The following is a 23,565-nucleotide window of genomic DNA, read 5'->3' on the forward strand; positions in this document are numbered from 1 at the left end:
TGTGTTCTCATGGAAGAATTGAAGGCGCGCGTGAACACTATCGATGAAATCGTAGGTGGTATACGCCGCCCAAAGGATGCGAAGGACGAGCGGCACAATCACTTCCTCTTCGAAGGACTTTATCTCCACTTACGTAAAGTCTGCGAACTCATAGCGCTCTCGATGTTGCTGGTTCACAGGATGGATGGATCGGCAAACGCAGGCAGGTTGCTAAAGGAATGGAGAGCGGACCGCCTAATCGACGAACTAACGCGCATGAACCCCATCGGATTTCCAAAACGAATCGACAGGGTGGATGCGCTCCCGGGCACAACTCATGAGGTTAACGAAAATCCACCATTATTCACCGCTAAAGAAATCAAAGCTCTATATCATCGATGCGGGGACCTCATGCACGTCGGCAGTTTGAGAAGCGTATTGAACAACCGGATTCGCGAACTAAACCAATTCGAAGTCCAAGAATGGGTCGCAAAATTTAAAACTGGCTTGGCTAATCACATGATTGTGATCCCTAGCACAAAAATGTCGCTCATCGTTGTGATGGAAGATACGCAAACGAAAAGAGTGTCTTGCCAGTTCGCCAAATTCGCAGAATGACCGACCAACCCATCCACTCCCCTGACCGCCAGCCGGAAGACCCGGACGCGGCGCTGCGTCCGAAGTCGCTCACCGAGTTCGTCGGGCAGGAGGCCGCGCGCGATAACCTGCGCGTGTTTATCGAGGCCGCAAAAGGTCGCGGCGAGGCGATGGATCATGTGCTGTTCTTCGGCCCGCCCGGCCTCGGCAAGACCACGCTGGCGCAGATCGTGGCGAAGGAACTGGGCGTCGGTTTCCGCGCCACCAGCGGTCCGGTGATCGCCAAAGCGGGTGACCTTGCAGCGCTGCTGACCAATCTTGAACCCAATGACGTGCTCTTCATCGACGAGATCCACCGCCTCAATCCGGTGGTGGAGGAGGTGCTCTACCCTGCGATGGAGGACCGCGCGCTCGACATCATTATTGGAGAGGGACCGTCGGCGCGCAGCGTGCGGATCGACCTGCCGCCCTTCACCCTGGTGGGCGCGACCACGCGGCAGGGGCTGCTTACCACGCCCTTGCGCGATCGCTTCGGCATCCCCGTGCGGCTGGTGTTCTATACCGAGGATGAGCTGATGCGCGTGGTGAAGCGCGGGGCCAATCTGCTGGGCATGGATATAGATGCCACCGGCGCGCGCGAAATTGCGCGGCGTTCGCGCGGCACGCCGCGCGTGGCGGGCCGCCTGATGCGCCGCGTGCGCGATTTTGCGCAGGTGAAGGGCGCCAGCACCGTCACCGCGACCATTGCTGACGAGGCGCTGACCAGGCTGGAGATCGACAATCTCGGCCTCGATGCGATGGATCGCCGCTATCTCACCATGATCGCCACCACTTATAAAGGCGGCCCCGTGGGCGTGGAGACATTGGCCGCGGGCCTCTCCGAACCGCGCGACACGGTGGAGGAGGTGATCGAGCCTTACCTCATCCAGCTTGGCCTGCTGGCCCGCACAGCAAGGGGGCGCTGCCTGAACGATGGCGGCTGGGCGCATCTTGGCATGTCGCCACCCGAATCGGGCCGCGCGCAGCAAGGCGGGTTGTTTGAGGACGATGGCTGAGGCTTGCGGTTAACCCGATGGTAGGCCTGATGCCGCCCGTTTCGGTTCCAATCTGGGACACAGTGAAGCGGAGGCCCAAAAAAACGCACTAAACCGGGCTTCGAGTGATCGAATCCATGGTTAAGGTGATTGCGAAGTAAGGTTTTGCAGGTCTCTGTGACAGCAACCGGAAAAGGCGAAACGTGCCACAAGGGCGCCCGCAACCATCCTCCGGCCAAGCTGAGAGAGATTTACCATGTCGGTACGTATGGCCATTGCAAAACTGACTGCCGCCGCCGCAGGCGGAGCGGTTGTGGGTGGAGGCGCTGTGCATGTTGCAGAGCCGCAGTCCGCCCAGGTTGCCTACAAATCAGACAAGAATGGCGGGAAAGAGCAGGTAGAGCTTACCTATGTAAAGGGTGAGCCCACGGCGCGGCGGACGATACCGCCACTCCCGCGCGAACAGATGCGCCTGCGCCGCACGATCGAAACCGAATGCTGCGAGGAGGAGGTGGCTACCCTTGGCGCACCGCTCCCGCTGCCTCCGCTTCCTTCCGCACCGATCAATGGCGTGGGCAGCGGCCAGCCAGTTATCATCGGCGGCAGCGGCGGCGGCGGATTTGGTGGCGGCTTCGGCGGCGGGTTCTTCGGCGGCTTCTTTGGCGGTTCCGGCGGCGGCGGCAGTGCGGTTGTCGACATGAGCACCACCACCACCACGGGCGGCGATGGTGGCGGCGATATCATCATCGATATCGACAATGACAATTCCAGCACGGGCTCGTCGACTTCGACCTCCGGCGGTTCGACTTCTACCTCAGGTGGTTCGACCTCGACTTCGGGCGGCTCGACCTCGACGAGCACAGGCGGGGTTACATCGACAACGGGCGGTTCCTCGACTTCGACCAGCACCGGCGGTGTCACCAGCACCACGGGCGGCTCCTCGACTTCGACGAGTTCGGGCAATGTCACCAGCACCAGCTCAACTGGCGGGTCTTCCTCCAGCACCAGCACGGGCGGAGTGACGAGCACGACGTCCACGTCCACTGGCGGCGTTACCAGCACGACGTCCACGTCGGGCAATGTCACATCTTCCACCAGCGGATCCAGTTCCACGTCCGGCAATGTGACCAGCTCGACATCCACCAGCAGCTCAACCTCCAGTTCGACGTCCAGCTCTACCTCCAGCTCCACTTCGTCGAGCACATCGGGATCAAGCTCCACCAGCACTTCCACATCGGGCGGCACCACCGGCAGCACGACCTCCGGAACACAGGTACCTGCGCCCGGAATGCTGGTTCTGTTCGGTGCCGCAGCAGGTGCAGTATTCTGGCGACGTCGTCGCAAACATGGCGGGAACGAAGCCTGCGCGGCCTAGTTTTTTGTCATGTTAAACAGGGGGAAGGCGGTCTTCGCAAGAAGCCGCCTTTTCCGTTTGTTCAATCCGGCGGCATAACCCATTCGACGTCATTCAGGGCCACCTTTTCGCCCAGTTCGCCGATGTTGCGATAGCCATAACCGTAAAGGTTGATGAAGGTCGGGATGTTGAGCGCCAGCTCCACCCGCTAGAGCCTGACAGGCGGCACATCACCTGCGAATCCATTCTTGAACGGGCACGAAAGTACCCGCTCAAAAAGAACGGGGCAGGCCGCGAAGCCCGCCCCGTCCGGTAATCGTCAGATTGCCTGTGCTCAGGCAGCGGCCAGCTTGCGCAGCACGTAATGCAGGATGCCGCCGTTGCGGTAATACTCCATCTCGTTGGCGGTATCGATGCGGCACAGCGCGGTGAAGGTGTCCGTCGAGCCATCGGCGCGCGTCACTTCCACTTCAACCTGCTGGCTGGGAGAGAGGTTATCCAGACCCTTGATGGTGAAGCTGTCTTCGCCGGTCAGGTTCAGTTCCTTGCGGCCTTCGCCTTCCTTGAACTGCAGGGGCAGCACGCCCATGCCGATAAGGTTGGAGCGGTGGATACGCTCGTAGCTTTCCACAATCACGGCGCGCACACCCAACAGGATGGTGCCCTTTGCGGCCCAGTCGCGGCTGGAGCCGGTGCCGTATTCGGTGCCGCCGATCACCACCAGCGGCGTGCCGTCTTCCTTGTGCTTCATGGCGGCATCGTAAATCGCCATCTGCTCACCCTTGTAGGTGGTGTAACCACCTTCAACGCCGGGGACCATTTCGTTCTTGATGCGGATATTGGCAAAGGTGCCGCGCATCATCACGTCATGGTTGCCACGGCGCGAGCCGTAGGAGTTGAAGTCCTTCTTGGGCACCTGATGGTTCACCAGATATTCGCCGGCCGGGCTGTCTTCCTTGATGGAGCCAGCGGGGCTGATGTGGTCCGTGGTGACGGAATCGCCCAGCACGGCCAGCGGCTTTGCGCCCACGATGTCTTCGACCGGAGCAGGCACCATCTTCATGCCATCGAAATAGGGCGGGTTGGCGACATAGGTGCTGGTGGGGTTCCAGCTGTAGGTGTCGGAAGCCTCCACCTGGATGGCCTGCCAGTCTTCGTCACCCTTGTAGACGTCGGCATAGCGGGTTTCGAACATCTCGCGGTTGATGTTGGCCGTGCGGTGAGAATAGACTTCCTCGTTCGTGGGCCAGATATCGGCCAGCATCACGTCATTGCCGTCCTGGTCCTGGCCGATGGGCGTGGTGGTGATGTCCTTCGTCACGGTGCCCAGCAGAGAGTAGGCGACCACCAGCGGCGGGCTGGCGAGGAAGTTGGCGCGTACGTCTGGCGAGATGCGGCCTTCGAAGTTGCGGTTGCCCGAAAGGACGGAGGCAGCAACGAGATCGTTCTCGTTCACGGCCTTGCTGATCGGCGCGGCCAGCGGGCCGGAGTTGCCGATGCAGGTGGTGCAGCCATAGCCGACAAGGTCGAAGCCGATGGCGTTCAGATCGTCCTGCAGGCCGCTCTTTTCGAGGTAGTCGGTAACCACCTGCGATCCGGGTGCCAGGCTGGTCTTCACCCATGGCTTGGGCTTCAGGCCCTTCGCGTGCGCCTTCTTGGCGACGAGGCCGGCGGCGATCATCACATCGGGGTTGGAGGTGTTGGTGCAGCTGGTGATGGCGGCGATCACCACGTCGCCATCGCCCACATCATGGCCGGAACCATCCACGTCCACGCGGACGGGAGCGTCCTTCTTGTAGACGTTCTTGAGGTCGCCATTGAAGTTCTCATCCACCAGCGGCAGGGCGATCTTGTCCTGCGGGCGCTTGGGGCCAGCAAGGCTGGGCACCACGGACGCCACGTCCAGCTGCAGAGTGCTTGAGAAGACCGGTTCTGCGTCCGGCTCAAACCACATGCCCTGTTCCTTGGCATAGGCTTCCACCAGCGCGATATCTTCTTCGCTGCGGCCCGTCAGGCGCAGATATTCCATCGTCTTGTCATCGATGCCGAAGATGCCGCAGGTTGCGCCGTATTCGGGTGCCATGTTGGCGATGGTGGCGCGGTCGGCCAGCGTCAGGTTGGACACGCCGGGGCCGTAGAACTCGACGAAGCGGCCCACCACACCGTGTTCGCGCAGCATCTGCACGCAGGTGAGCACGAGGTCGGTCGCGGTAACGCCTTCGGCCATCGCGCCGTCGAGGCGGAAGCCCACGACTTCGGGGATCAGCATGGAAATCGGCTGGCCCAGCATCGCGGCCTCTGCCTCGATACCGCCAACGCCCCAGCCCAGAACGCCAAGGCCATTGATCATGGTGGTGTGGCTGTCGGTGCCAACGCAGGTATCAGGATAGGCGACGAGTTCGCCGTTCTGATCCTTGCTGGACCATACGCCCTTGGCGATATGCTCCAGGTTCACCTGGTGGCAGATGCCGGTGCCGGGAGGCACAGCGTAGAAATTCTCAAGGCTCTTTGCGCCCCATTTCAGGAAGTCGTAACGCTCTGCATTACGCTCGTATTCCAGCGCCTTGTTATGCTCGAAAGCCTGCGGGGTGCCAAATTCGTCCACCATCACGGAGTGGTCGATCACCAGGTTCACGGGCACCTGCGGATTGATCTTGGCGGTATCGCCGCCCAGCTTGCCGATGGCATCGCGCATGGCGGCAAGATCCACCACGCAAGGCACGCCGGTGAAATCCTGCAGCAGCACGCGGGCAGGGCGATACTGGATTTCATTGCCGGTGACGGGGTTCTTCAGCCAGTTCGCAATCGCGTTGACGTGCTCCTCTCCCACGGTGAAGCCTTCGTCCTCGAAACGCAGCATGTTCTCCAGCAGCACCTTCATGCTGAACGGAAGGCGGCTGACGTCGCCGATTTTCTCTGCCGCGGCGGCGAGAGAGTAATAGGCATATGTCTTGCCGTTTACATCGAGAGACTTGCGGGTGCCGAGCGAGTTGGAGCCGACCTGTGTCATGGGCGTTTGGTCCTCATAGTGTATTGCGGATCGGCCCCATACTTGCGAGGGACGGAGCCTGTTCGAGGGGCGACCTGCGCGTTTGCGCCGCTTTGGTCAAGAGTGTAGGCAACCCCGTAATGATGCAACGCGGCATGGGAGCATGGTGTTCCACATCGCCGATGCGGGAAACGAGTGACGATGGCTTTTGGAAATCCGCGCAGGAAAAGGGCTTCGCTTGGCGTCCCCCTGATGCTGGCAGCGCTTGTCATCGCGGCATTCCTTGGCGCCGGGGCCGGGCTGGTGTGGCAGGCATCGGACTGGGGCAGCGATGACGCTCCTGAAGAGCTGGTAACGGTGGAAACGCCGGTCGATTGACCGGGTAGTTTCGCTCAAACGCTGGAAACCTCCGTATTGCCGCCGCGCTTTGCCCGTGGCGCCGCGATCCAGCAGGCCAGAACGATCAGCGCGGCTCCGATGAAGGTAGGCATGGTCACCGCCTCCCTGAAGAACAGCCAGCCGAACAGCGATGCCCATAGAAACCCGCTATATTCCATGGGCACCAGCACCTGTGCCTCTGCCCGCGCATAGGCCCAGGCTATCGCGATGGACCCGGCAACAGTCAGGATGGCGGCCCCCGCAATCGTGATCATCGCACCGGCACCGGGCAGCACGAACAGGAAAGGCGCGGCGATCAGGTGTACCAGCGCCCCAACGCCGGAATGGAATGTGGCCACCTCCACCGGGTCCGCCACTTGCGACTGTTTGCGGATAACTACGAAATTATAGGCGTATAGCATCGCTGAGACGAAGAGGGACGCAAGGCCCAGCAGAACGCCTTCCTCAGCCTCCACCTGGCCCAGCCTTGCGCTGATAATCACCAGCGTGCCCACCAGGCCGAGGACCGAGGCACCGATGGCGCGGCGGCGGATCTGCTCGCCCAGGAAGATATGCGCGAAATACAGCGCTACCAGCGGTGCGATGAAGCTGATGGCGATCGCTTCGGCCAGCGGCAGCTTGGTGAGCGCGTAGAAGAATGTGAGCGCCATCAGCGCGGAAATCACGCCCCGCTCCACGTGCAGCCGCATGACGGGGCGCTGCGGCCAGGCTTTCTTGCGCGCCAGCCACACTGGGCCGATCAGGCAGGCGGCCAGTGCGGAACGCAGCAGGGAGGCGGTGAATACGCCTGTTGCCAGCGATGCGCTTTTCATCTGCGCATCCATCAACGCCAGTATGCCAACGCCTACAAAGGCGGCGAAAAGCGGCAGCAGATAGTGGCGGGGCGGCTCCATTCCACGGTGCCTACTGCGCAGTTCAGGCCGCGTCACCAAATGTTCGCCCGCGCAGACTTATGCCCTTCATTCAGCGATGCGAAAGCGCCGATGCTTGATCCTTGCTACGCCAAGCGGCAGAATTGAAAAGGTTAACATGGTAATCGGGAAAACGAATCAGATGCGAATGGCGCAAATTTGCGGGCTTGGATTGGTTGCGGCGCTCTCTTCGGCGTCGGTTTCCGCGCCTGCTTCCGCTCAAGTGCTGTTCGCTCAGGATCCGCTGCAGGACGAGGATGCCGCAGAGGTAACCGCGCCGCCCGTTTTCGAATCGCAGGAAGTCGTCCAGGAAGATCCGCGAATTCCCGCAGTGCAAAGCTGGAGCCTGGCCAACGCCCGCGCCCTGGCCGCCGTTATTGCAGATATCGGCACGGAAGGGCTGGAGCCTGCCGATTACCGGCCGGACCTGTTGCTGGAAGAAATCGCCCGTGGCGAGAGTGAAGCGCTGAATCAGCGCGCCAGCGGGGCGTTCACCTGGCTGGTGGAAGATCTTCGCGATGGCCGCACGCCAATGGATTCGCGCCGTCAGTGGTTCGTGGTGGATCCCGATGCGGATTTAATCCCCACGGGCGATTTGATGACGCAGGTTCTGGCATCGGGCGATATCGCCAGCATCACGCAAACGCTTGCCCCAGTACATGCGGATTACGCCACCTTGCGCGATGCCCTGGCAGAGACGCCAGAGAGCGACGCAGAAAAGCGCAAGATGATCCGCGCCAATATGGACCGCTGGCGCTGGCTGCCGCGCGATCTGGGCGGGCAATATCTGCTTACCAATGTGCCGGAATATCAGCTGCGCCTGATGGTGAACGGCCAGATCATCCGCACCTATCGCACCATCGTGGGCAAGCCGGGCCGCACTGCCACGCCGCAATTGGCGGAGACGGTGGAAGGCGTTGTCTTCAACCCGACATGGACGGTGCCGCAAAGCATCGTGGTGGGCGAAGGGCTTGGCAATCGCGTGCTGAACAACCCCGGCTGGGCGCGCGCCAATGGCTATCGCGCCACGCGCGGTGCCAATGGCTTTATCACCGTGGTGCAGCAGCCCGGCGCCGGCAATTCGCTGGGCCAGATGAAGCTGGACATGCCCAATCCGCACGCGATCTTCCTGCATGATACGCCAGCGCGCAACCTGTTCGACAGCGATAACCGCGCGCGCAGCCATGGCTGCATCCGCGTGGAGCGGGCGCTGGAACTGGCGATGACCGTGGCGATCCTTGGCGGCGGTGCCTCGCGTGATGAGGCCGTGGCCGTATCGCAAAGCGGCGATTACACGCGCGTTCCCGTTGAACGCACGATGCCTGTCTACATCACCTACTTCACCTATGGCGTGGATGTTGACGGAAACCTGCGCGAATTTGAGGATCTCTACAGCCGGGATGCGCCCGTGCTGGCCGCACTGGATGCTCCGCGCGTGGGCAACCGCGCCAGCGTGAGTGCAGAGGAAGTGGTGCCGATTGAGGCGCCGGGCGCCTAATCCCGGCCTGCATTCGCCGCAGCGATAGCGCGAAAATCGACGGGGTTCTGCGGCGGCATTCTGACCGTGCCGCCATCGGCAGCTATGCCCAGCGTATCGGCATAGATCAGCCGTCCGCCCATCAGCCGCGTCAGCGCCTGCGGGAAGACTTCTGGTCCAAAGGCAAAGCAACCGTTCGATCGGCCCAGCCTTCCCCAGCGGGCCACGTGTTCCGGCGTTGAATAGGATGCGGCATGCATCACGATGGCGCGAGGGAAAGCGTTGGAATTGCTTTCATCAAGACCGCCCAGCCGCACGGAGGTGCCATAGCGTCCCTTGTACCATTCCCAGGTGATGTATGCGCCGCGACTGGTGGCCCAGCTGTTCTCCAGGTTGGAATAATCGTTCAGCCAGCCATCATGCTCCGGATCGGAGCCGCTGCCGTGGCTGACCAATGCGCTGTCCGCCGTGCCTGCCTCCAGATTGACGAAATGAAAGCGCGGCTGGCTGGAATGCAGCCCGAAATCGGCAATGCCGACAACATCCTGACGCCACAGCCTTGATCCCGCGCGCGAAACCTCCCGGCGGGCAACATCAAGCAGGCGGCGGGTGCGCAAATCGGGGGCTGCCTGCGCGAAAACGCGGGCCGGCGATGCTGCAAGCGCCGCACCGGCGGCCAGTGTGGTGGTCAGAAGTTCGCGCCTGTTCATTGCGCCCTTGTTGCAGGATGAAGGTGAACATTGTCCATACCGCGTGCTGCCAAGGCGCAAAATGCGATCAGTTTTCCAGCCGGTCGATCGCCTTCAGGCTCGCTTCGATATAAGCGTTGTTCTCGTGCCGATGGGTGCCCACGAAATGCACGAAGCGGGTATCCTCGCCCCACTCCTCGTTCCAGTAGTTCATGTACCGATCATAGGGCAGCACCACGGGTTCTGCCTCGTTGGAGAGGTGGAAGTTTGAGGTGACCTGCTCTGTTCCCCAGATGGTGACATCCTCCTCTCCGATCATCCGCTTCATTTCTGTCAGAAAGGCAGAGGCGAGAGGGCGGCCATTGCCTGTTGCGGCAAAGCCCGCAAAGCCGGAACAGCCGCGGGTATATTTCCATTCGCGCTCTGCCGGGATGGTGTCCAGACGGGATTCGATGCGTGATTGCACATGGCCTTCCGCCGGGCCATCGGGATAGAAATGGGCGCGGAATTCTGCCAGCGGCAGCGGCCCCATCGCGGCATCCTCTCCGCCCAGAAACAGGAAGCTGCGATTGCGGGCGATGGCTTCACCCAGTTCGGGCACGGGGCCCAGCGTCACCGTGTCGCTGTCCAGCTGGATCCAGTATTCGCCCGCGCGATTGTCCAGGATGGTCAGCAGGCGTTCCCATGTGCCGCCCGCCGGAAATTCACCCAGCTTTACGTCGGCAATGCGCATGATCTCCGGATCGCCGCAGTGATGGGCCAATATCGCGCGATCCTGCGCCGTCAGCGTGCCATCGTCCAGAATGGCGATGCGGCCACGGCGCAGTTCGTGCCACAGCGATTTCACCGCCACCAGATAGGGCAGCAGAACCTGCGTACCGATCATGGAAAACAGCACGACGCCATCCTGCTTCGGCTGAATCGGCGGAGTATCGAGGATGCCCGTGATCGACTCTGAATGCCGCGTGGCTTCCAGTTTCGAACGCCATCGGCGCGGCAGGAGGCTGCTCATGTTCATGGCGCCTAGTTCTCCAGCACCATGCGATCATCGGAGATGCGCACATTATCGATGGTTTCGAGGAAGGATTGGCCCAGCAAGGAAATGCCCAGCCCTTCGGGAATGATCACGGCGCGCACATTCTGCGCCTCAAAATCGCCCAGCCGCATGCGCGGAATGGTGGTGTTCACGCCGTGCACGGCGCCGCTGGCTCCTTGAGCCACGGCCGCTACGTCGGCGTCCTCCCAATAGAGGCCCATCGCCAACGCATCTTCTCCTGTCAAAGCGACCACGCTGGCCCCTGTATCCACCAGCATGCGGGAGGGCACGCCATCCACCGTCACATCGGCATAGAAATGCCCGTCACCTTCGCGTTGCAAAGCGATTTCATGGCCCCAGCCGGACCCTTGCAGATCCTGCACCGCGCCAAGGGTGACGGTGTCCTCCGCTTCTGCCGCCCCACCTTGCGATAGCTGCTTGTCCGCCTCCAGCACAGGCATGGCAAAACCGATCGCGCCGCCAACGATCAGAACACAGGCGAGGGGGAGTCGCATATCCATGGATTGGCATACTAACCGCCAAGCATTGCCACGGGGTAAAGGCGGTTTTCTTCGGCCATTGCCAGCATGGATGCCGCGTGACGGCGCGCCACGATGCGCTGATCCTCCCCATATCCGCCGCCCAGTGCGCTGGCGACAGGAAGTCCGCGACTGCGGGCCTGCGCCACGACAAAGCGATCCCGCCGCTGCAAACCATTGTCGGTCAGGGCGAGGCGGCCCAGCCTGTCATCACCGTGCGGATCGACGCCTGCCTGATACAGCACGATATCGGGCGCGAAATCCGCGATCAGCGGTGGCAGCGTCCTTTCCAGCACTTCCATATAGCCATCGTCATCCATGCCATCGGCAAGGCCGATATCCAGGCTGGAGCGCGCCTTGCGGGCGGGAAAGTTCTTCTCTGCATGGATGGAGAGGGTGAAGATATCGTCGCGCAGGGCGGTGAGGCTGGCGGTGCCGTCGCCCTGGTGCACATCCAGGTCCACGATCAGGATGCGGCGCGCATGGCCTTGCGCAATCAGGCGGTTTGAAACGACCGCAAGATCGTTGAACACGCAATATCCCGCGCCCGTTTCATGCAGCGCATGATGGCTGCCCGCGGCGGAATTGGCAGCATAGCCATGTTCCATCGCCAATTGCGCTGCCAGCCAGGTGCCACCGTTGGTATGGCGAACGCGGCTGGCAATGCGCTGGGTGACGGGAAAGCCGATGCGCCGCTCTTTCTCTCGCGGGACGCTGGCGGAGAACACCTGCTCCACGTAATCGGGGCAATGCATGGCCTCCAGCCATTCACGCGGCATGGGATCGGGCGCGTGTTCGGTGATCGGAGTGCCGCCAGTGTTCGCCTGCGCGCGCAATTCCTCCATCACGAGATAATATTTGTCGAATTTGAAAGTGCCGCGATCAGGGCGCGGGGCCATGTAATCGGCGTGGTGGACGACGTGGAGCAAACCTGTTCAGCCGTTCAAATTGTCCTTGGCGCGGATGGCCTTTTCCGCAAGTTGAGCCGCTTCTGTCTCGTCACCGGGATCGAGGATATTGACCTTGCGATCGATCAGCTCGTTATAGGTGCGGAAGAATACGCCCAGTTCCCACATCATCGTGTCGCGCAGCTGGTCCAGCTTCTCGATTGCGCCGAACGTCTGGCTGAGCGGCGGCACACCGACGAGCCGGTCGTTGCGGACCATTTCGCCGTCCTCCTCCTGCTCCATGCGCAGGATCGCCACGGGCCTAACGGCAACGAGCGTGCCCGATGGCAAGGCACCGCCGGTCAGCACCAGCACGTCCAGCGCGTCTCCATCCTCTGCCATGGTGGCGGGGATGAAGCCGAAATTGGCGGGGAAGGTCAGCCCTTCGGGAAGTTCGATAGCCCAGCGAAAGATGCCCAGCTTCTTGTCGAGGTCGATCTTGTGGGTGTTGCCCTTGGGGCATTCGATGAAGGCATGCAGAAGCCCGTCATCATCGCGCGCAGGCAGGCGGGCGAGATGTTCGGCGTCAATCACTTGGCAGACCAGCCTTGCAGCACTTCCAGCACATCGGCGGACGTTCGGCTGGCGGAATTGCGCCAGCTTACGGCGTTGTCCTGAGAGTTCAGCAATTCACCTTCGCTGTTGAGCAGCAGGACATTGGGCGTGCCTTCGGGCGAGACGCCGAAACGCTCCGCAATGTCCAGATTGTAGCCATCGCCAGTCTGCGGCAGGCCAACGTTCACGAAAACCGTCTCGAAATTCGCATCGAGTTCTGCGGCAAGCGCAGGCTCCATCAGGTAACTCGCCAACGCGCGGCTATCTTGGCACCAGTTGGCGCCCATCACCAGCAGCACGCGCTTATCGTCCGCCGCCGCCTGCGCCAGTGCGGCGTCCACGGCGGCAGAGGCATCGATGCTGGGATCGTAAATCGCGCCCTCGGCATGGGGCACAGCGTCAGGCGCGTGGCTCTGTGGGGCAGTGGTGGTGGCGCATGCTGACAGCATGGCCAGCCCGATGGCCGCGCCAAGCACCCGGCGCAGGGTCATTCAGCCGCCTCTGCGTGCGGATCGAAGGCGGTGGCGGTGCCAGCGTCGATCTCTGCAGCCTTTTTCTCCACCAGAGCGACGATATGATCGAGCATCGCATCGCTTTCCACATGGTGATCGGTCACGCCGGACAGATACACCATGTGCTTGCCCGCGCCGCCGCCGGTGATACCGATATCGGTTTCACGCGCTTCGCCGGGGCCGTTCACCACGCATCCCAGCACCGAAAGGCTCATCGGCGTCTTGATGTGTTCAAGCCGTGCTTCCAGCGCTTCCACCGTGCGGATTACGTCGAAACCCTGGCGAGAGCATGATGGGCAGGACACCACGCGAACGCCGCGCGTGCGCAGGCCCAGCGCCTTTAGCATCTCGAAGCCCACTTTCACTTCCTGCTCCGGCTCTGCCGAAAGCGAAACGCGGATCGTGTCACCAATGCCTGCCCAAAGCAGGCTGCCGATACCGATGGAGCTTTTCACCGTGCCGCCAATCAGGCCGCCGGCCTCCGTAATGCCAAGGTGCAGCGGGCAATCGACGGTTTCCGCCAGCCCGTGATAGGCGGCCACGGCCAGGAACACGTCGCTCGCCTTCACCGCCACCTTGTATTCGTGAAAGTCGTGATCTTGCAGCAACTTGATATGATCCAGCGCGCTTTCGATCAGGGCTTCGGGGCAGGGCTCTCCGTATTTTTCCAGCAGGTCTTTCTCAAGACTGCCCGCGTTTACGCCGATACGGATCGCGCAGCCATTGGCCTTGGCCGCGCGCACCACTTCTGCCACCCGCTCTGACGAGCCGATATTGCCGGGATTGATGCGCAGGCACGCCGCGCCCTTGTCCGCCGCTTCCAGCGCGCGTTTGTAGTGGAAGTGAATGTCCGCCACGATGGGGACATTGGCCGCTTTCGTGATCTGATCGAAATTCGCCGTCGATTCCGCCGTGGGGCAGGAGACGCGGATGATATCCGCGCCCACATCCTCGCACCGGCGGATCTGGTCTATGGTGGCGCCCACATCCTCTGTCGGTGTGTTGGTCATCGTCTGGACGGAGATGGGCGCATCGCCGCCGACAGGGACGTTGCCGACCATGATCTGGCGGGACTGACGGCGCTCTATATCGCGCCAGGGGCGTATCGAAGACATATTCACTCTATAGGCGTTAGCGATGACAGGTTAAAGGCATGGTTTTGCAGCGGCGGCATCACGCGGCATATTGCCGGATGGCCTGCAATGCTCTTTGGTTGCTTGCCAATGACTGAAACCGAATCCAAACCGACCGAGGAAATCGACGGGCCGATGCTTTTCGGCCGCGTGCTGGATGGCAATGGCGCCGGGCGCCCCATCGCGTGGGAGGAGGCAAAGGACTGGTCACCGCAGGCACCGGGAGAGGTGCTGTGGGTGCATGTCTGCCGCAATCGCCCCGGCGTGGAGGAGTGGCTGGAACAGCTCTCCATCCCCGAACCCACCAGAGAGCTGCTGGTCAGCGATCGCACGCGGCCTCGCGCCTTTCGTGAAAACAACACGCTGGTGGCAACCTTGCGCGGCATCAACTTCAATGCCGGGGCAGAGCCGGAGGACATGCTCTCCATGCAGCTGTGGTGCGATGGGGACAGGCTGATCACCCTGCGCCGCCTGCCGTTGCAAACGCCGCGGCGCGTGCTTGCCATGATCGACCGGCGCGAACGGGGGCCGAGCGATGCGGGCGCCCTGATCACCGAACTGACAGAGGCGATGATCACCCGGATGAACCGGTCCATCGTCGACATGAACGATCATATCGATGCGCTGGAAGATCGGGAGCCGGATGACGATGCGGAGGAGATGCTGGACAAGATCGCCTTGATCCGCCGCAATTGCCTTGCGCTGAAACGCCATATGGGCCCGATGCACGAGGCACTGGAGGCGATATCCCGCTATGCGCCGGACTGGTTTGAACAGCACGATCGTCGCGAGATTGCCGAGAGCATCGATCGGCTTCGCCGCTATCTGGAAGATCTGGATATCAGCAAGGAAAGCGCCGTGGTGCTGATGGACGATGTGCGCGGCCGCTCCATTGCGCGCAATGAACAGGCGACCTATCTGCTCACCATCGTGGCGGGCATCTTCCTGCCGCTGGGCTTTATCACCGGCCTTCTGGGCATAAATGTTGGCGGAATGCCCGGAGTGGAAGATGGCGATGCTTTCTGGATCGTGGTGGGCGCGTGCTTTGCGATCCTGACGGTGCAGCTTGCCCTGTTCTGGAAATGGAAGTGGCTCTAGCCCGATAATGCGGAAGGAATGCGGCTGATGGAAGGGCATGGCTCAGGCTTCATGCTGCGTGATGCGCTGATCATGCTTGGCTTCGCCATGGTGGCGGTGCTGGCGTTTCGCCGCGCCGGATTGGGCGCGACGCTGGGCTATCTGGTGGCAGGGGCACTGGTGGGGCCATCGGTCTTCGGTCTTGTCGGCCAGGCAGAGCAGATGGCGGAAGTCGCCGAATTGGGCATCGTGATGCTGCTGTTCGTCGTCGGGCTGGAACTGTCACCATCGCGCCTGTGGCGTATGAAGGGCGCGATCTTCGGGCTGGGGCTGGCGCAGGTGGCGGCCTGCGGCCTGGCCGTTGCCGCCACCGTGCTGGCGCTGATGGGATATCCGCTGGCCGCCGCGCTGGCCATTGGCCTGCCGCTGGGCCTGTCCTCCACCGCGCAAGTGCTGCCGATGTTGCAATCGGGCGGCAAGCTGCGCACACCATTTGGAGAGCGCGCCTTTGCCATCCTGCTGTTCCAGGATCTCTCCATCATCCCGCTCATCACCATCATCACGGCGATGGGCGCTGGCGGGGATGAGGGGCCATCGGGCTGGATGCTGGGCCTGCTGACGATTGCCGCCGTGTTCGGCCTGATCGCGGCGGGGCGGCTGCTGATCCGCCCACTGTTCAGCCTGATCGGCGGATTGGGAGAGCGCGAGCTGTTTATCGTCGCCGCCCTGTTCACCGTGCTGGCCAGCGCCGTGGTGATGGAAATGCTGGGCCTATCGGCGGCGCTGGGCGCATTCGTTGCCGGCGTGATGCTGGCCGATACGCCCTATCGGCATGAGCTGGAGGCCGATATCGAGCCGTTCCGCGCCATCCTGCTGGGCCTGTTCTTCGTGGCCGTGGGCATGATGCTGGATCTGGGCGTGATCGCCGATAATCCGCTGTTCGTGATCGGCTTTGCCGCACTGCTGATTGCGCTGAAGGCCGGCATCATCATGGCCCTGGGCCTGCTGGTGAAGATGACCTGGCGCAGCGCGCTGGCCCTTGGCCTGTTGCTGAGCCAGGGCGGCGAATTTGCCTTCGTCCTGTACACACAGGCGGTGCAGGGCGGATTGATCACGCTGGAACAATCCAGCATCTTTGGCGCGATCGTGACCCTGTCCATGGCGGCAACGCCGTTCCTGATGATTGCCACGCGCAAGATCCGGCAGGAACCCAAGGGACAGGACGAAGGGAGAGAGGAGCCGCGCGATGAAGGCGCCAGCGCGCTGGTGGTGGGCTTTGGGCGGTTCGGGCAAACCGTGGCGCAAACGCTGCTGGCGGGCGGGCTGTCCGTCACCCTGATCGACAGGAAAACCGCGCAGATCGACCTGGCAGAGGATTTCGGCAGCAAGGTCTACTATGGCGATGGCACGCGGCTGGACATGCTGCGTCAGGCCGGCGCGCCCGAAGCGCAGCTGATCATGTTCTGCATCGATGAAACGCCGGAAGCTGATTTCCTTGCATCGGTTGCCGATGCCTTCCCCAACGCCGCGATCTACGTACGCGGTTTTGATCGGACCAGCGTGATCCAGCTGGCCCAGGCCAAGGCTGAATACGTGGTGCGCGAAGTGTTCGAGAGCGCGATTTCTGTCGCCCGCATGGCGCTGGGCAATGTTGGCCTGAACGAGCGCGAGATTGACGAGGCCGAGGCTACCTATCGCGAGAATGACAGGAAGCGCATGCATGTGCAGATCGAAGGCGGCGATATCTATGCCGCCAGGGAGATGACGCGCGAACAGCAACGCGAGTTGCGTAGCAGTGACTAGCGCGACGCGCTATTCCATCACCACGCCCAGCAGGTGCTGCTGCGCGGCCACGACGGGCAGGGGGCGTGCGAAAAGATAGCCCTGGCCGTAATCCACGCCCAGATCCTGCATCACGTCGCGTTCTGCCTCTGTCTCAATCCCCTCGGCCACCAGCTTTGCGCCGATGTCCTGAGAGAATTGCACCATTGCGGCACTGATGGCGCGGCGCGCCGGATCCTTGTCGCATTCGCGGGTCAGCAGCATATCCATTTTCAGGATATCGGGCTGCAATTCGATCAGGTGGCGCAGTCCTGCATAGCCTGTGCCGACATCGTCGATCGCGATCCGGGCAAACGGTTTCAGCGCCGCGATTTCGCGCGCGAGGGCGGGGAAATCCTGAACCTGCTGATGCTCTGTAATCTCGATCACCAGATTGGCAGGCTCTGATTGCTCCAGCGTTTCTCTCAGCTTGCCGGAAATGATCGTGGCCGGTGATGCATTGATCGCGGCATAGATGCCATCGGGCACCTGGCCCACGGTTTCCAGCGCGCAGCGTACCGCCGTCATCTCCAGCTCATTGCCAAGCCCTGTCCGCTCTGCATCGTCAAACCATGCTTCGGGTCCGCGCTTGTTGAGATCGGGGAAACGGGCGAGGCATTCCACGCCCACCGGCTTCCCAGTCTTCAGATCGTGGATCGGCTGTTGAAACATGGTGACGGCATGGCCATCCAGCATGGCCAGCACCCGCTCCCGCGCGTGGCGCAGACCCACGTCTTTTTCCAGCGATGCCTCTATCCGTTCGCCCACAAGGCCGGCGAAGCTTTTCAGGATTTCTAGATCGCGCGGGTTCATCGTGCGATCGGGCTTGCGCCCCAGCGCGCAGAAACTGCCCCACACGGTGCCGTCTTTCAGACGCAATGGCGTGTTGACGTGGCAGCCCACGGGCAGGAAATCGGTGATCGCCATCGTCTTGGTGATCGGATAATCGGCGGGATCCTGGATCAGTTCCGGCAGGCGGCCCTGCAGGATCTGCCAGCAATAGGTCTCTTCCCGGTTCTCCCGGAAGCCGGGACCCATCGGCAGGTCCAGATCGGTGCTCACATGGGTCAGCTCGCGCTGATCGTGCTCGATATACCGGGACACAAAGGCGATCTCCACGCCCAGGTGCCCGCGCACGCTTTGCAGGATGCGGTCGATCCCCGGATCGCTGATCAGTTCATCGGCGAGGAGCGATGCGGGCGCCACATCGAAGGTGGCCATATGCGGTGCAAGATTTCCCATCGCCATCTCTCTGGCGCAAAAGCCCTAAAGTCATCTTAACCGAATTCTCTGGAAGGCCGGAATTTTTGCGAAATTTACGTAAATTGGCAGGCTTGCTGCGATCATAGCCATAGTTCGTAAAGATATTCATCGTCGCACTGCTGGCCCACCCAGAAACCGATATCGGCAATCTTTCCAAAGCCATAGCGCTGGTAAAACCGCTGCGCTCCGGGATTGTCGCTATAGACCGAAAGCTGGATGGCATCGCAGGCCTTGTCCTTCGCATGGGCAAGGCACCACTTCATCAGCGCCGCGCCGATGCCTTCCCCGGTGCGGTGGGGATCGGTGTAGAGCTGGCTGAGGCACAGCGGGCGGTTGGCATCCGAATATTCGGAGTAGGGGCTGGGCTGGCGGACCTTGATAAAACCTGTGAGGCTGCCGGCTGCATCATCCTGCGCCAGGCAATGCGTGATGGCAGGATCGGCAATCTCCGCGGCCACCGCGCGGGGCGAATACACCTCATCCAGAAAGGGTGCCAGGTCCTCCTGCCGGTAAAGATGCTCAAAGGCGTGGCAAAAGCTTTCACGGCCCAGGCGGGCAAGATTTTCGGCATCGGCCAAAGAAGCGGGGCGCAGGATCATGACCCTGCGCCCCGTAATATATCGGACACTGATGTAAAGTTTATGCGCCCGGCGGAAGATCGGCGGGATCATCCTTCATGCCGGGGTTGCTGGCGGTGGAGGAGTTCTTCTCCAGAAAGCGATCCGCCTGTTCCAGCTTGCGCCCGGCCCATTCGCGCCCGCCCAGGCCAAAGGCCAGGGCTGCGGCAACGGCGCCGCCGATAACTAGCGCGCTGAACGCCGTCTGCACGATATTCTCGCCAACGCCCATGAATTGCAGGCCCATGAAGGTGAACAGCACCATGGCCGCCCATTTCACGATGGTGCCTGCAATGCCGCCGATCAGGCGTGACAGCATGCCCGCGATCATGAAGCCTGCGGCAATCACAACCCCGCCAAACACCACGCGGCCGCCCAGTTCCAGCACCCGATCAAGGATCATGGTGAGTTCCGGAAAGCCCAGCAGCCGGGTGGCGGCAATGGCGAAGAACAGGATGATGGCGATCTGCGCCACGCGTGCCACGATGGACGAAACGCTGCTGCCGGCAGGCAGCAGGTCCGTTTCGGTAAAGGCCCGGTCCACGCCAAGGCCCGGCAGCACTTCGCGCGCCAGCTGCGCCACGAAGCGGGCCACCAGATAGCCAATGCCCATAAGCAGGGCCGCGCCGATGATGCGCGGAATGGCGTTGAGGATCAGGCTCAGCATGTTGCTGGCCGGTTCGGAAACGCTTTCAAGGCTAAGAGCCTCCAGCGCCATGATCGAAACGAAGATCACGATGATGGCATAAAGGATGGTGCCGATGGTCTTGGAAAGGTGGGTGTTGCCCGTCAGCGTATCCGCGCCGCCGCGGTTCACCCACTTGTCAAAATCCACGGTTTCCAGCGTGGTGACGGTGAGATCGCGCACGATCTTGGCCACCATCAGCCCGATGAAGAAGATCAGCGCTGCACCGATCATGTTGGGAATGAAGCCCATGATATCGTCCAGCAGGGTGGTAACCGGCCGCATCACGCCGCCAAGGTTGAACACCTGCAATATGGCAAGCAGGCCCAGCAGCCAGATCAGCAGCGCAACGATCTTGCCCAGTTGCAGGCCGATACTCTCCCCAGAAGACGTGCTGCGTTGCAGGAAACCCACATTGTCCACCAGCTTCGCAAAGGCCCATTTGGCCCCCTTGGCCAACAGCCAGGTGACGACAAGTATGACGACGGCAATTCCGACTTTTTCCAGAATCTCGATAAAAAGACCCTGATCGAAACGGTAGTTTCCGATGCTCATGGCTAATACACTCCCTGTTGTGTGCAGGCCGTAATAGCATGATTATTCAACGTGACCCAAATCGACCGTTTTGAGTGCTCTGAATTTTCAGGGAATTTCAGGAAAACTTGTCTCGCTTGCGCTTGCCGAAGCGCATGTTTCCTTCAAGGTGGCCGCGCAATGCTGCGTAGAATGCCTCCAGGAATTCGCGTTCGTCGCCGCGGCCCAATTGCCAGCCGATCTTGCCGGTGATGGCCTCTGCCACTTCGCGCAATGCGTCCTTCCGGTCCTGCCGCAGCACGCTTTCCAGCACCTGCAATTCATGCTCTCCGTAAACGGAAAGCTCGGCCTCTCCGAACCGGTATTGTTCCTTGCGGTCAGGCGCGACGGACATTGCTTCTTTCAGCTTGGCCCGCTTCGCCTCTACAACCCATGTGCCCGCCACGATGTCCCCTGCACGCAGGGCATCCTTGTTGAAGAAGGGAAACAAGACGAAGATCGCCAGCCACACGAAGGCAGCGATACCGAACACGCCTGCGTCCTGCCCGCCGCTCAGCAGGAAGAAGGCAGGCACGAACACTTCGATATCGCGCACCAGATTGCGGGCGATCACCATTTCTGCGGTCAGCCGTCCGCCATCGCGCGCTGCCACGCGCAGGCCCACGATGCGCTTGCCCGGTGTGGCCGCGCGGGGGCCAAGCTCGAACCACAGGAAATAGCCATAGCGCGAAAGGAAGAAAGTCAGGATCACCAGCACCAGGATGCCCTGCACCACGGGACTGGCATTTGGCGTGGACGTTATGTCCGGCATGCCCAGCCCCACGAAAAAGAACCCCAGTATGAGGGCGATGAAACTGGAAACCAGAATAACCAGGTCCAGCAGCAAGGCACCGGCGCGGGCCCCTCTGCTGCCAACCGTCAGTGGAAGGGAAAGCCCCTCCGGCGTCACCAGCATGCGCGCACGTTTGGAACGTTCTGCTTGCATGGCGGCATAGGCGTTGGTGCTGGTGCCGCTCATGTATCGCGCTCCCGCGGGGCGGGGACCAGCGCAAAATACAGCACCCAGATCAGCAGCATCGTGCCGCCGATGGCAAAGCGGGCAGGCGTGTCGCCCACCAATTGCCGAACGTAGCCTTCCAGCAGACCGGCCACGATCAGCATGATGGAGCATCCGGCCATCACCTGCGCCGCGCGCACACCCGCTGTGCGCATGGCTGCAAGGATGGAGCGATCACCCGGAAACGCCATGGTGCGCCCGACATGCAGACCGGCCGCGCCCGACAGCAGGATTGCGCCAAGCTCCGTCGTGCCATGCACGCTGAGCCACGCGGCAAAATCCACGCCAAGACCGGCTTCGGCAAACACCCAGTACATCGCGCCCAGCAGGGACAGGTTGTAAACCAGCAGCAACAGCGTGGGCACGCCAAAGGCAAAGCCCAGTGCAAATGCCATGATGCAAACGCCGGTGTTGTTGGAAAACAGATAGGCAGCAAAGATGCCCAGCCCATCGGCGCTTTCGGCTGTGCCGAGGCTTTCGCGAAGCATTTCGGGATCCGCGCCGGGCGTGCGGCCACCGGCCATGCCGCCGGACACCAGCGAATAATACCACCGCTCATCAGAATCGACCAGCAGCCAGCCAACCAGCGTGCCTGCCACCATCACAGCCAGCGCGATGCAGATATCCAGCCAGATCGCGCGCACCGATGCGCTCCACCCGCCGCCAAGGAACCGCCGCAGCCAGCCGAACAGGCCCATGCGCGGCCCGTAGATCTGGAACCACGCTCGGCGCACCAATGCCTCAAGATAATCCAGCGTTGCCGAATCCAGCGATGTTTCCCGCGCCACGGCAAGGCTGGACGCGGTCTTGCGATAGAGCACGGGCAGCTCCAGCAGATCCTCGTCACTGATGCGGCGCGGGCGATTTTTCTCCAGCGCGGTGACGATGCTGTCCAGCCTCTGCCAGTCCACCTCGCGTTCGAGGCGGAAGCGGTCTGATCGCAGGGACGCTGCCTCTATATCGGCTGGCGGCTCGATCGTGGATTTCCTGAAGAGGGCGAGGACCATCAGCCGATTGCCTCCGCCCGCTTGGTTTCCAGATAGAGGTCCAGCAGGCGATAGCCGATGGCATCGTGCCGCGCCTCTATCACGTTCACGCCCAGGCGGCGCAGGCGGGACAAGACCAGTTCACGCTGACGGGCAAGACTATCCGCCCCAACGGCAACCGCGATATGGCCCATCGTTTCAGGCTCGGCAGAGGTCAGCTCCTCCAGCTCGGTGTCGATCATGGTGACGAAGATCACGAGGTGGTGGCGCACCAGCCGCTCCACGCTCTCCACCATCAGTTCCGCCGATGTGGGATCGGAAAAATCGGAAAACAGCACGATCAGGCTGCGCCGCTTCAACCGCGCTGTCAGCGTGGCGAGAGCCAGCGTAAAATTGGGTTCACGCGGGGTGTAATCCAGCTCTGCCGCCGCGCTTTGCAGGCGGTGGAATGCGCGGGTGGCGGTGACGAAGGGCGTCATCATCTGTGGCTGGTCGGCAAAACCGAACAGGCTGACCCTGTCGCCCCCCTTCAACGCCACATAGGCCGCCATCAACGCAGCGGAAATTGCGCGGTCGATACGCGGCAGGCCATCCATGGGTTCGCACATCGACTGGCCGCAATCGAATGCGAACACGATCTGGTTGTCACGTTCCGCCTCGTTCTCGCGGGCATAAAGGGCAGTGTGGCGGGCGCTGGCCTTCCAGTCGATCCGGCGGCGATCCATGCCCGGTTCGTACTCGCTCAACGCCTCGAACTGGGTGCCTTCACCGCGGATACGGCGCGCCACCAGCCCAAACTGGCTATCGCGCAGGAAATTTTGCAACACGGGCGATCGAACCGGCGAAAGGTCTGGCCAAACGCGCATTCCTGCATCCAGCGCAACATGCCGTTGCCGCACCGCCAGGCCCAGCGGCCCCGGCCAGCGCAGCCACAGATCGTGCACATCACCCGGCCCGCGGCGCACCGGCTTCACCGTGGCCTCTCCGGCGAATTTGCCCGTCTCGCCCGTAGGCTGCAGATCGAACTGCACCGTGCCGCCTTCGCCCAGTCGCGCGTCGAAACCTAGGGCGGCCTCTGGCAGGCTGGCATCGCTGTCCCGATCGATCTCCGCCGCCACCGTGATGAAGGCGGCCTGATCCACCTCCGCATCGCGCGGCACATGGTAGCTGAAGGATTGCAGCGATCCCGCCAGCCAGCCGTCCAGCATGGACACCAGCAGCAGCGCCAGCCCGGCGCAGGGCGCAACGATCCACGCCGCCGGCGCAGTCGCCGCGATCACCACGGCCAGCGGCACCAGCAACGCCAGCAGAACCAGCGCGCGCGGCGTTGGCACGATGGGGATCGCTGGCAATATGGCAAGAAGGGCGCGAATG

23 protein-coding genes are annotated in these 23,565 nt (G+C 62.0%); 7 read left to right on the forward strand and 16 right to left on the reverse strand.

From position 1 onward, the window contains the following. Positions 1-9: 9 nt before the first annotated feature. The 3 genes from GRF63_RS04000 to GRF63_RS16500 all read left to right on the forward strand — a co-directional run bounded on the left by GRF63_RS04000 (position 10) and on the right by GRF63_RS16500 (position 2,985). Positions 10-597, forward strand: coding sequence for a hypothetical protein (locus tag GRF63_RS04000; protein ID WP_160484677.1), 588 nt, complete (start codon positions 10-12; stop codon positions 595-597). Then, positions 594-1,631, forward strand: coding sequence for a Holliday junction branch migration DNA helicase RuvB (gene ruvB, locus GRF63_RS04005; protein ID WP_160484678.1), 1,038 nt, complete (start codon positions 594-596; stop codon positions 1,629-1,631). Before GRF63_RS04000 ends, ruvB begins: the two co-directional genes overlap by 4 nt. A gap of 1,267 nt (positions 1,632-2,898) precedes the next feature. Further along, positions 2,899-2,985, forward strand: coding sequence for a PEP-CTERM sorting domain-containing protein (locus tag GRF63_RS16500; RefSeq protein ID WP_237392355.1), 87 nt, complete (start codon positions 2,899-2,901; stop codon positions 2,983-2,985). Positions 2,986-3,046: 61 nt separating this feature from the next. Here GRF63_RS16500 and GRF63_RS16645 read toward each other — a convergent pair whose 3' ends face one another. Then, positions 3,047-3,169, reverse strand: a complete 123-nt coding sequence (locus tag GRF63_RS16645) for a hypothetical protein (RefSeq protein ID WP_272914642.1) — start codon at positions 3,167-3,169, stop codon at positions 3,047-3,049. Between the two features lie 129 nt (positions 3,170-3,298). Next, on the reverse strand, positions 3,299-5,974 hold the full coding sequence (gene acnA, locus GRF63_RS04015; RefSeq protein ID WP_160484680.1) for an aconitate hydratase AcnA: 2,676 nt from the start codon (positions 5,972-5,974) through the stop codon (positions 3,299-3,301). Positions 5,975-6,205: 231 nt separating this feature from the next. Between acnA and GRF63_RS16650 the strand changes: the two genes are divergently transcribed. After that, positions 6,206-6,331, forward strand: coding sequence for a hypothetical protein (locus GRF63_RS16650; RefSeq protein WP_272914643.1), 126 nt, complete (start codon positions 6,206-6,208; stop codon positions 6,329-6,331). Positions 6,332-6,345: 14 nt separating this feature from the next. Here the strand turns inward: GRF63_RS16650 and GRF63_RS04020 are convergent, their stop codons facing one another. Then, positions 6,346-7,245 (reverse strand): DMT family transporter, encoded by a 900-nt coding sequence (locus tag GRF63_RS04020; RefSeq protein ID WP_160484681.1) that lies wholly within the window; start codon positions 7,243-7,245, stop codon positions 6,346-6,348. A gap of 241 nt (positions 7,246-7,486) precedes the next feature. Here GRF63_RS04020 and GRF63_RS04025 point away from each other — a divergent pair, with 241 nt between their 5' ends. Continuing rightward, positions 7,487-8,761 carry a L,D-transpeptidase family protein gene (locus GRF63_RS04025; protein WP_337189605.1) on the forward strand — a complete coding sequence of 425 codons (1,275 nt, stop codon included), beginning with the start codon at positions 7,487-7,489 and terminating at the stop codon, positions 8,759-8,761. Here the strand turns inward: GRF63_RS04025 and GRF63_RS04030 are convergent. From GRF63_RS04030 to ispG, 7 genes are all read right to left on the reverse strand, one after another. Next, on the reverse strand, positions 8,758-9,450 hold the full coding sequence (locus GRF63_RS04030; RefSeq protein WP_160484683.1) for a murein L,D-transpeptidase catalytic domain-containing protein: 693 nt from the start codon (positions 9,448-9,450) through the stop codon (positions 8,758-8,760). The genes GRF63_RS04025 and GRF63_RS04030 overlap by 4 nt on opposite strands. 67 nt (positions 9,451-9,517) lie before the next feature. Then, entirely contained in the window at positions 9,518-10,441 is a 924-nt protein-coding gene (locus GRF63_RS04035; RefSeq protein WP_160484684.1) for a hypothetical protein, read from the reverse strand. A gap of 11 nt (positions 10,442-10,452) precedes the next feature. Beyond that, complete coding sequence (locus GRF63_RS04040; protein WP_160484685.1) at positions 10,453-10,986, reverse strand: retropepsin-like aspartic protease family protein; 534 nt, start codon at positions 10,984-10,986, stop codon at positions 10,453-10,455. 11 nt (positions 10,987-10,997) lie between these two features. After that, a complete protein-coding gene (locus GRF63_RS04045) occupies positions 10,998-11,903 on the reverse strand; it encodes a histone deacetylase family protein (protein ID WP_202131618.1) in 906 nt (301 codons plus the stop codon). A 36-nt stretch (positions 11,904-11,939) separates the two neighbouring features. Beyond that, positions 11,940-12,485, reverse strand: coding sequence for an inorganic diphosphatase (locus tag GRF63_RS04050; RefSeq protein ID WP_160484687.1), 546 nt, complete (start codon positions 12,483-12,485; stop codon positions 11,940-11,942). Next, entirely contained in the window at positions 12,482-12,997 is a 516-nt protein-coding gene (locus GRF63_RS04055; RefSeq protein ID WP_237392271.1) for a thioredoxin family protein, read from the reverse strand. Before GRF63_RS04055 ends, GRF63_RS04050 begins: the two co-directional genes overlap by 4 nt. Continuing rightward, entirely contained in the window at positions 12,994-14,133 is a 1,140-nt protein-coding gene (gene ispG / locus GRF63_RS04060) for a flavodoxin-dependent (E)-4-hydroxy-3-methylbut-2-enyl-diphosphate synthase (protein ID WP_160484688.1), read from the reverse strand. Before ispG ends, GRF63_RS04055 begins: the two co-directional genes overlap by 4 nt. A 108-nt stretch (positions 14,134-14,241) precedes the next feature. Here ispG and GRF63_RS04065 point away from each other — a divergent pair, with 108 nt between their 5' ends. Beyond that, positions 14,242-15,249, forward strand: coding sequence for a zinc transporter ZntB (locus GRF63_RS04065; RefSeq protein ID WP_160484689.1), 1,008 nt, complete (start codon positions 14,242-14,244; stop codon positions 15,247-15,249). Between the two features lie 27 nt (positions 15,250-15,276). Then, entirely contained in the window at positions 15,277-17,031 is a 1,755-nt protein-coding gene (locus GRF63_RS04070; protein ID WP_160484690.1) for a cation:proton antiporter domain-containing protein, read from the forward strand. Between the two features lie 9 nt (positions 17,032-17,040). On the opposite strand, the gene GRF63_RS04075 is transcribed toward GRF63_RS04070, so the two are convergent. The 6 genes from GRF63_RS04075 to GRF63_RS04100 all read right to left on the reverse strand — a co-directional run bounded on the left by GRF63_RS04075 (position 17,041) and on the right by GRF63_RS04100 (position 23,546). After that, on the reverse strand, positions 17,041-18,270 hold the full coding sequence (locus GRF63_RS04075) for a sensor domain-containing phosphodiesterase (RefSeq protein ID WP_160484691.1): 1,230 nt from the start codon (positions 18,268-18,270) through the stop codon (positions 17,041-17,043). Between the two features lie 122 nt (positions 18,271-18,392). Beyond that, positions 18,393-18,911: a GNAT family N-acetyltransferase gene (locus tag GRF63_RS04080; protein ID WP_160484692.1), complete on the reverse strand. Its 519-nt coding sequence runs from the start codon at positions 18,909-18,911 to the stop codon at positions 18,393-18,395. Between the two features lie 40 nt (positions 18,912-18,951). Beyond that, complete coding sequence (locus GRF63_RS04085; RefSeq protein ID WP_160484693.1) at positions 18,952-20,169, reverse strand: mechanosensitive ion channel; 1,218 nt, start codon at positions 20,167-20,169, stop codon at positions 18,952-18,954. Between the two features lie 97 nt (positions 20,170-20,266). Next, positions 20,267-21,166, reverse strand: coding sequence for an RDD family protein (locus tag GRF63_RS04090; protein ID WP_160484694.1), 900 nt, complete (start codon positions 21,164-21,166; stop codon positions 20,267-20,269). After that, entirely contained in the window at positions 21,163-22,212 is a 1,050-nt protein-coding gene (locus tag GRF63_RS04095; protein ID WP_160484695.1) for a stage II sporulation protein M, read from the reverse strand. The genes GRF63_RS04090 and GRF63_RS04095 overlap by 4 nt, the downstream gene beginning before the upstream one ends. Continuing rightward, complete coding sequence (locus GRF63_RS04100; protein WP_160485371.1) at positions 22,212-23,546, reverse strand: DUF58 domain-containing protein; 1,335 nt, start codon at positions 23,544-23,546, stop codon at positions 22,212-22,214. Before GRF63_RS04100 ends, GRF63_RS04095 begins: the two co-directional genes overlap by 1 nt. Between the last annotated feature and the right edge of the window lie 19 nt (positions 23,547-23,565).

The sequence above is a fragment of the Aurantiacibacter rhizosphaerae genome (genome assembly GCF_009807005.1).
Lineage (GTDB): Bacteria > Pseudomonadota > Alphaproteobacteria > Sphingomonadales > Sphingomonadaceae > Alteraurantiacibacter > Alteraurantiacibacter rhizosphaerae.

Excerpts from the sequence above, each read along its gene's own strand:
- GRF63_RS04000 (WP_160484677.1), top strand. The coding sequence starts at position 10 with ATGGAAGAATTGAAGGCGCGCGTGAACACTATCGATGAAATCGTAGGT.
- ruvB (WP_160484678.1), top strand. The coding sequence starts at position 594 with ATGACCGACCAACCCATCCACTCCCCTGACCGCCAGCCGGAAGACCCG.
- GRF63_RS16500 (WP_237392355.1), top strand. The coding sequence starts at position 2,899 with ATGCTGGTTCTGTTCGGTGCCGCAGCAGGTGCAGTATTCTGGCGACGT.
- acnA (WP_160484680.1), bottom strand. The coding sequence starts at position 5,974 with ATGACACAGGTCGGCTCCAACTCGCTCGGCACCCGCAAGTCTCTCGAT.
- GRF63_RS16650 (WP_272914643.1), top strand. The coding sequence starts at position 6,206 with ATGCTGGCAGCGCTTGTCATCGCGGCATTCCTTGGCGCCGGGGCCGGG.
- GRF63_RS04020 (WP_160484681.1), bottom strand. The coding sequence starts at position 7,245 with ATGGAGCCGCCCCGCCACTATCTGCTGCCGCTTTTCGCCGCCTTTGTA.
- GRF63_RS04030 (WP_160484683.1), bottom strand. The coding sequence starts at position 9,450 with ATGAACAGGCGCGAACTTCTGACCACCACACTGGCCGCCGGTGCGGCG.
- GRF63_RS04035 (WP_160484684.1), bottom strand. The coding sequence starts at position 10,441 with ATGAGCAGCCTCCTGCCGCGCCGATGGCGTTCGAAACTGGAAGCCACG.
- GRF63_RS04040 (WP_160484685.1), bottom strand. The coding sequence starts at position 10,986 with ATGGATATGCGACTCCCCCTCGCCTGTGTTCTGATCGTTGGCGGCGCG.
- GRF63_RS04045 (WP_202131618.1), bottom strand. The coding sequence starts at position 11,903 with ATGGCCCCGCGCCCTGATCGCGGCACTTTCAAATTCGACAAATATTAT.
- GRF63_RS04055 (WP_237392271.1), bottom strand. The coding sequence starts at position 12,997 with ATGACCCTGCGCCGGGTGCTTGGCGCGGCCATCGGGCTGGCCATGCTG.
- ispG (WP_160484688.1), bottom strand. The coding sequence starts at position 14,133 with ATGTCTTCGATACGCCCCTGGCGCGATATAGAGCGCCGTCAGTCCCGC.
- GRF63_RS04065 (WP_160484689.1), top strand. The coding sequence starts at position 14,242 with ATGACTGAAACCGAATCCAAACCGACCGAGGAAATCGACGGGCCGATG.
- GRF63_RS04070 (WP_160484690.1), top strand. The coding sequence starts at position 15,277 with ATGGAAGGGCATGGCTCAGGCTTCATGCTGCGTGATGCGCTGATCATG.
- GRF63_RS04075 (WP_160484691.1), bottom strand. The coding sequence starts at position 18,270 with ATGGCCACCTTCGATGTGGCGCCCGCATCGCTCCTCGCCGATGAACTG.
- GRF63_RS04080 (WP_160484692.1), bottom strand. The coding sequence starts at position 18,911 with ATGATCCTGCGCCCCGCTTCTTTGGCCGATGCCGAAAATCTTGCCCGC.
- GRF63_RS04085 (WP_160484693.1), bottom strand. The coding sequence starts at position 20,169 with ATGAGCATCGGAAACTACCGTTTCGATCAGGGTCTTTTTATCGAGATT.
- GRF63_RS04090 (WP_160484694.1), bottom strand. The coding sequence starts at position 21,166 with ATGAGCGGCACCAGCACCAACGCCTATGCCGCCATGCAAGCAGAACGT.
- GRF63_RS04095 (WP_160484695.1), bottom strand. The coding sequence starts at position 22,212 with ATGGTCCTCGCCCTCTTCAGGAAATCCACGATCGAGCCGCCAGCCGAT.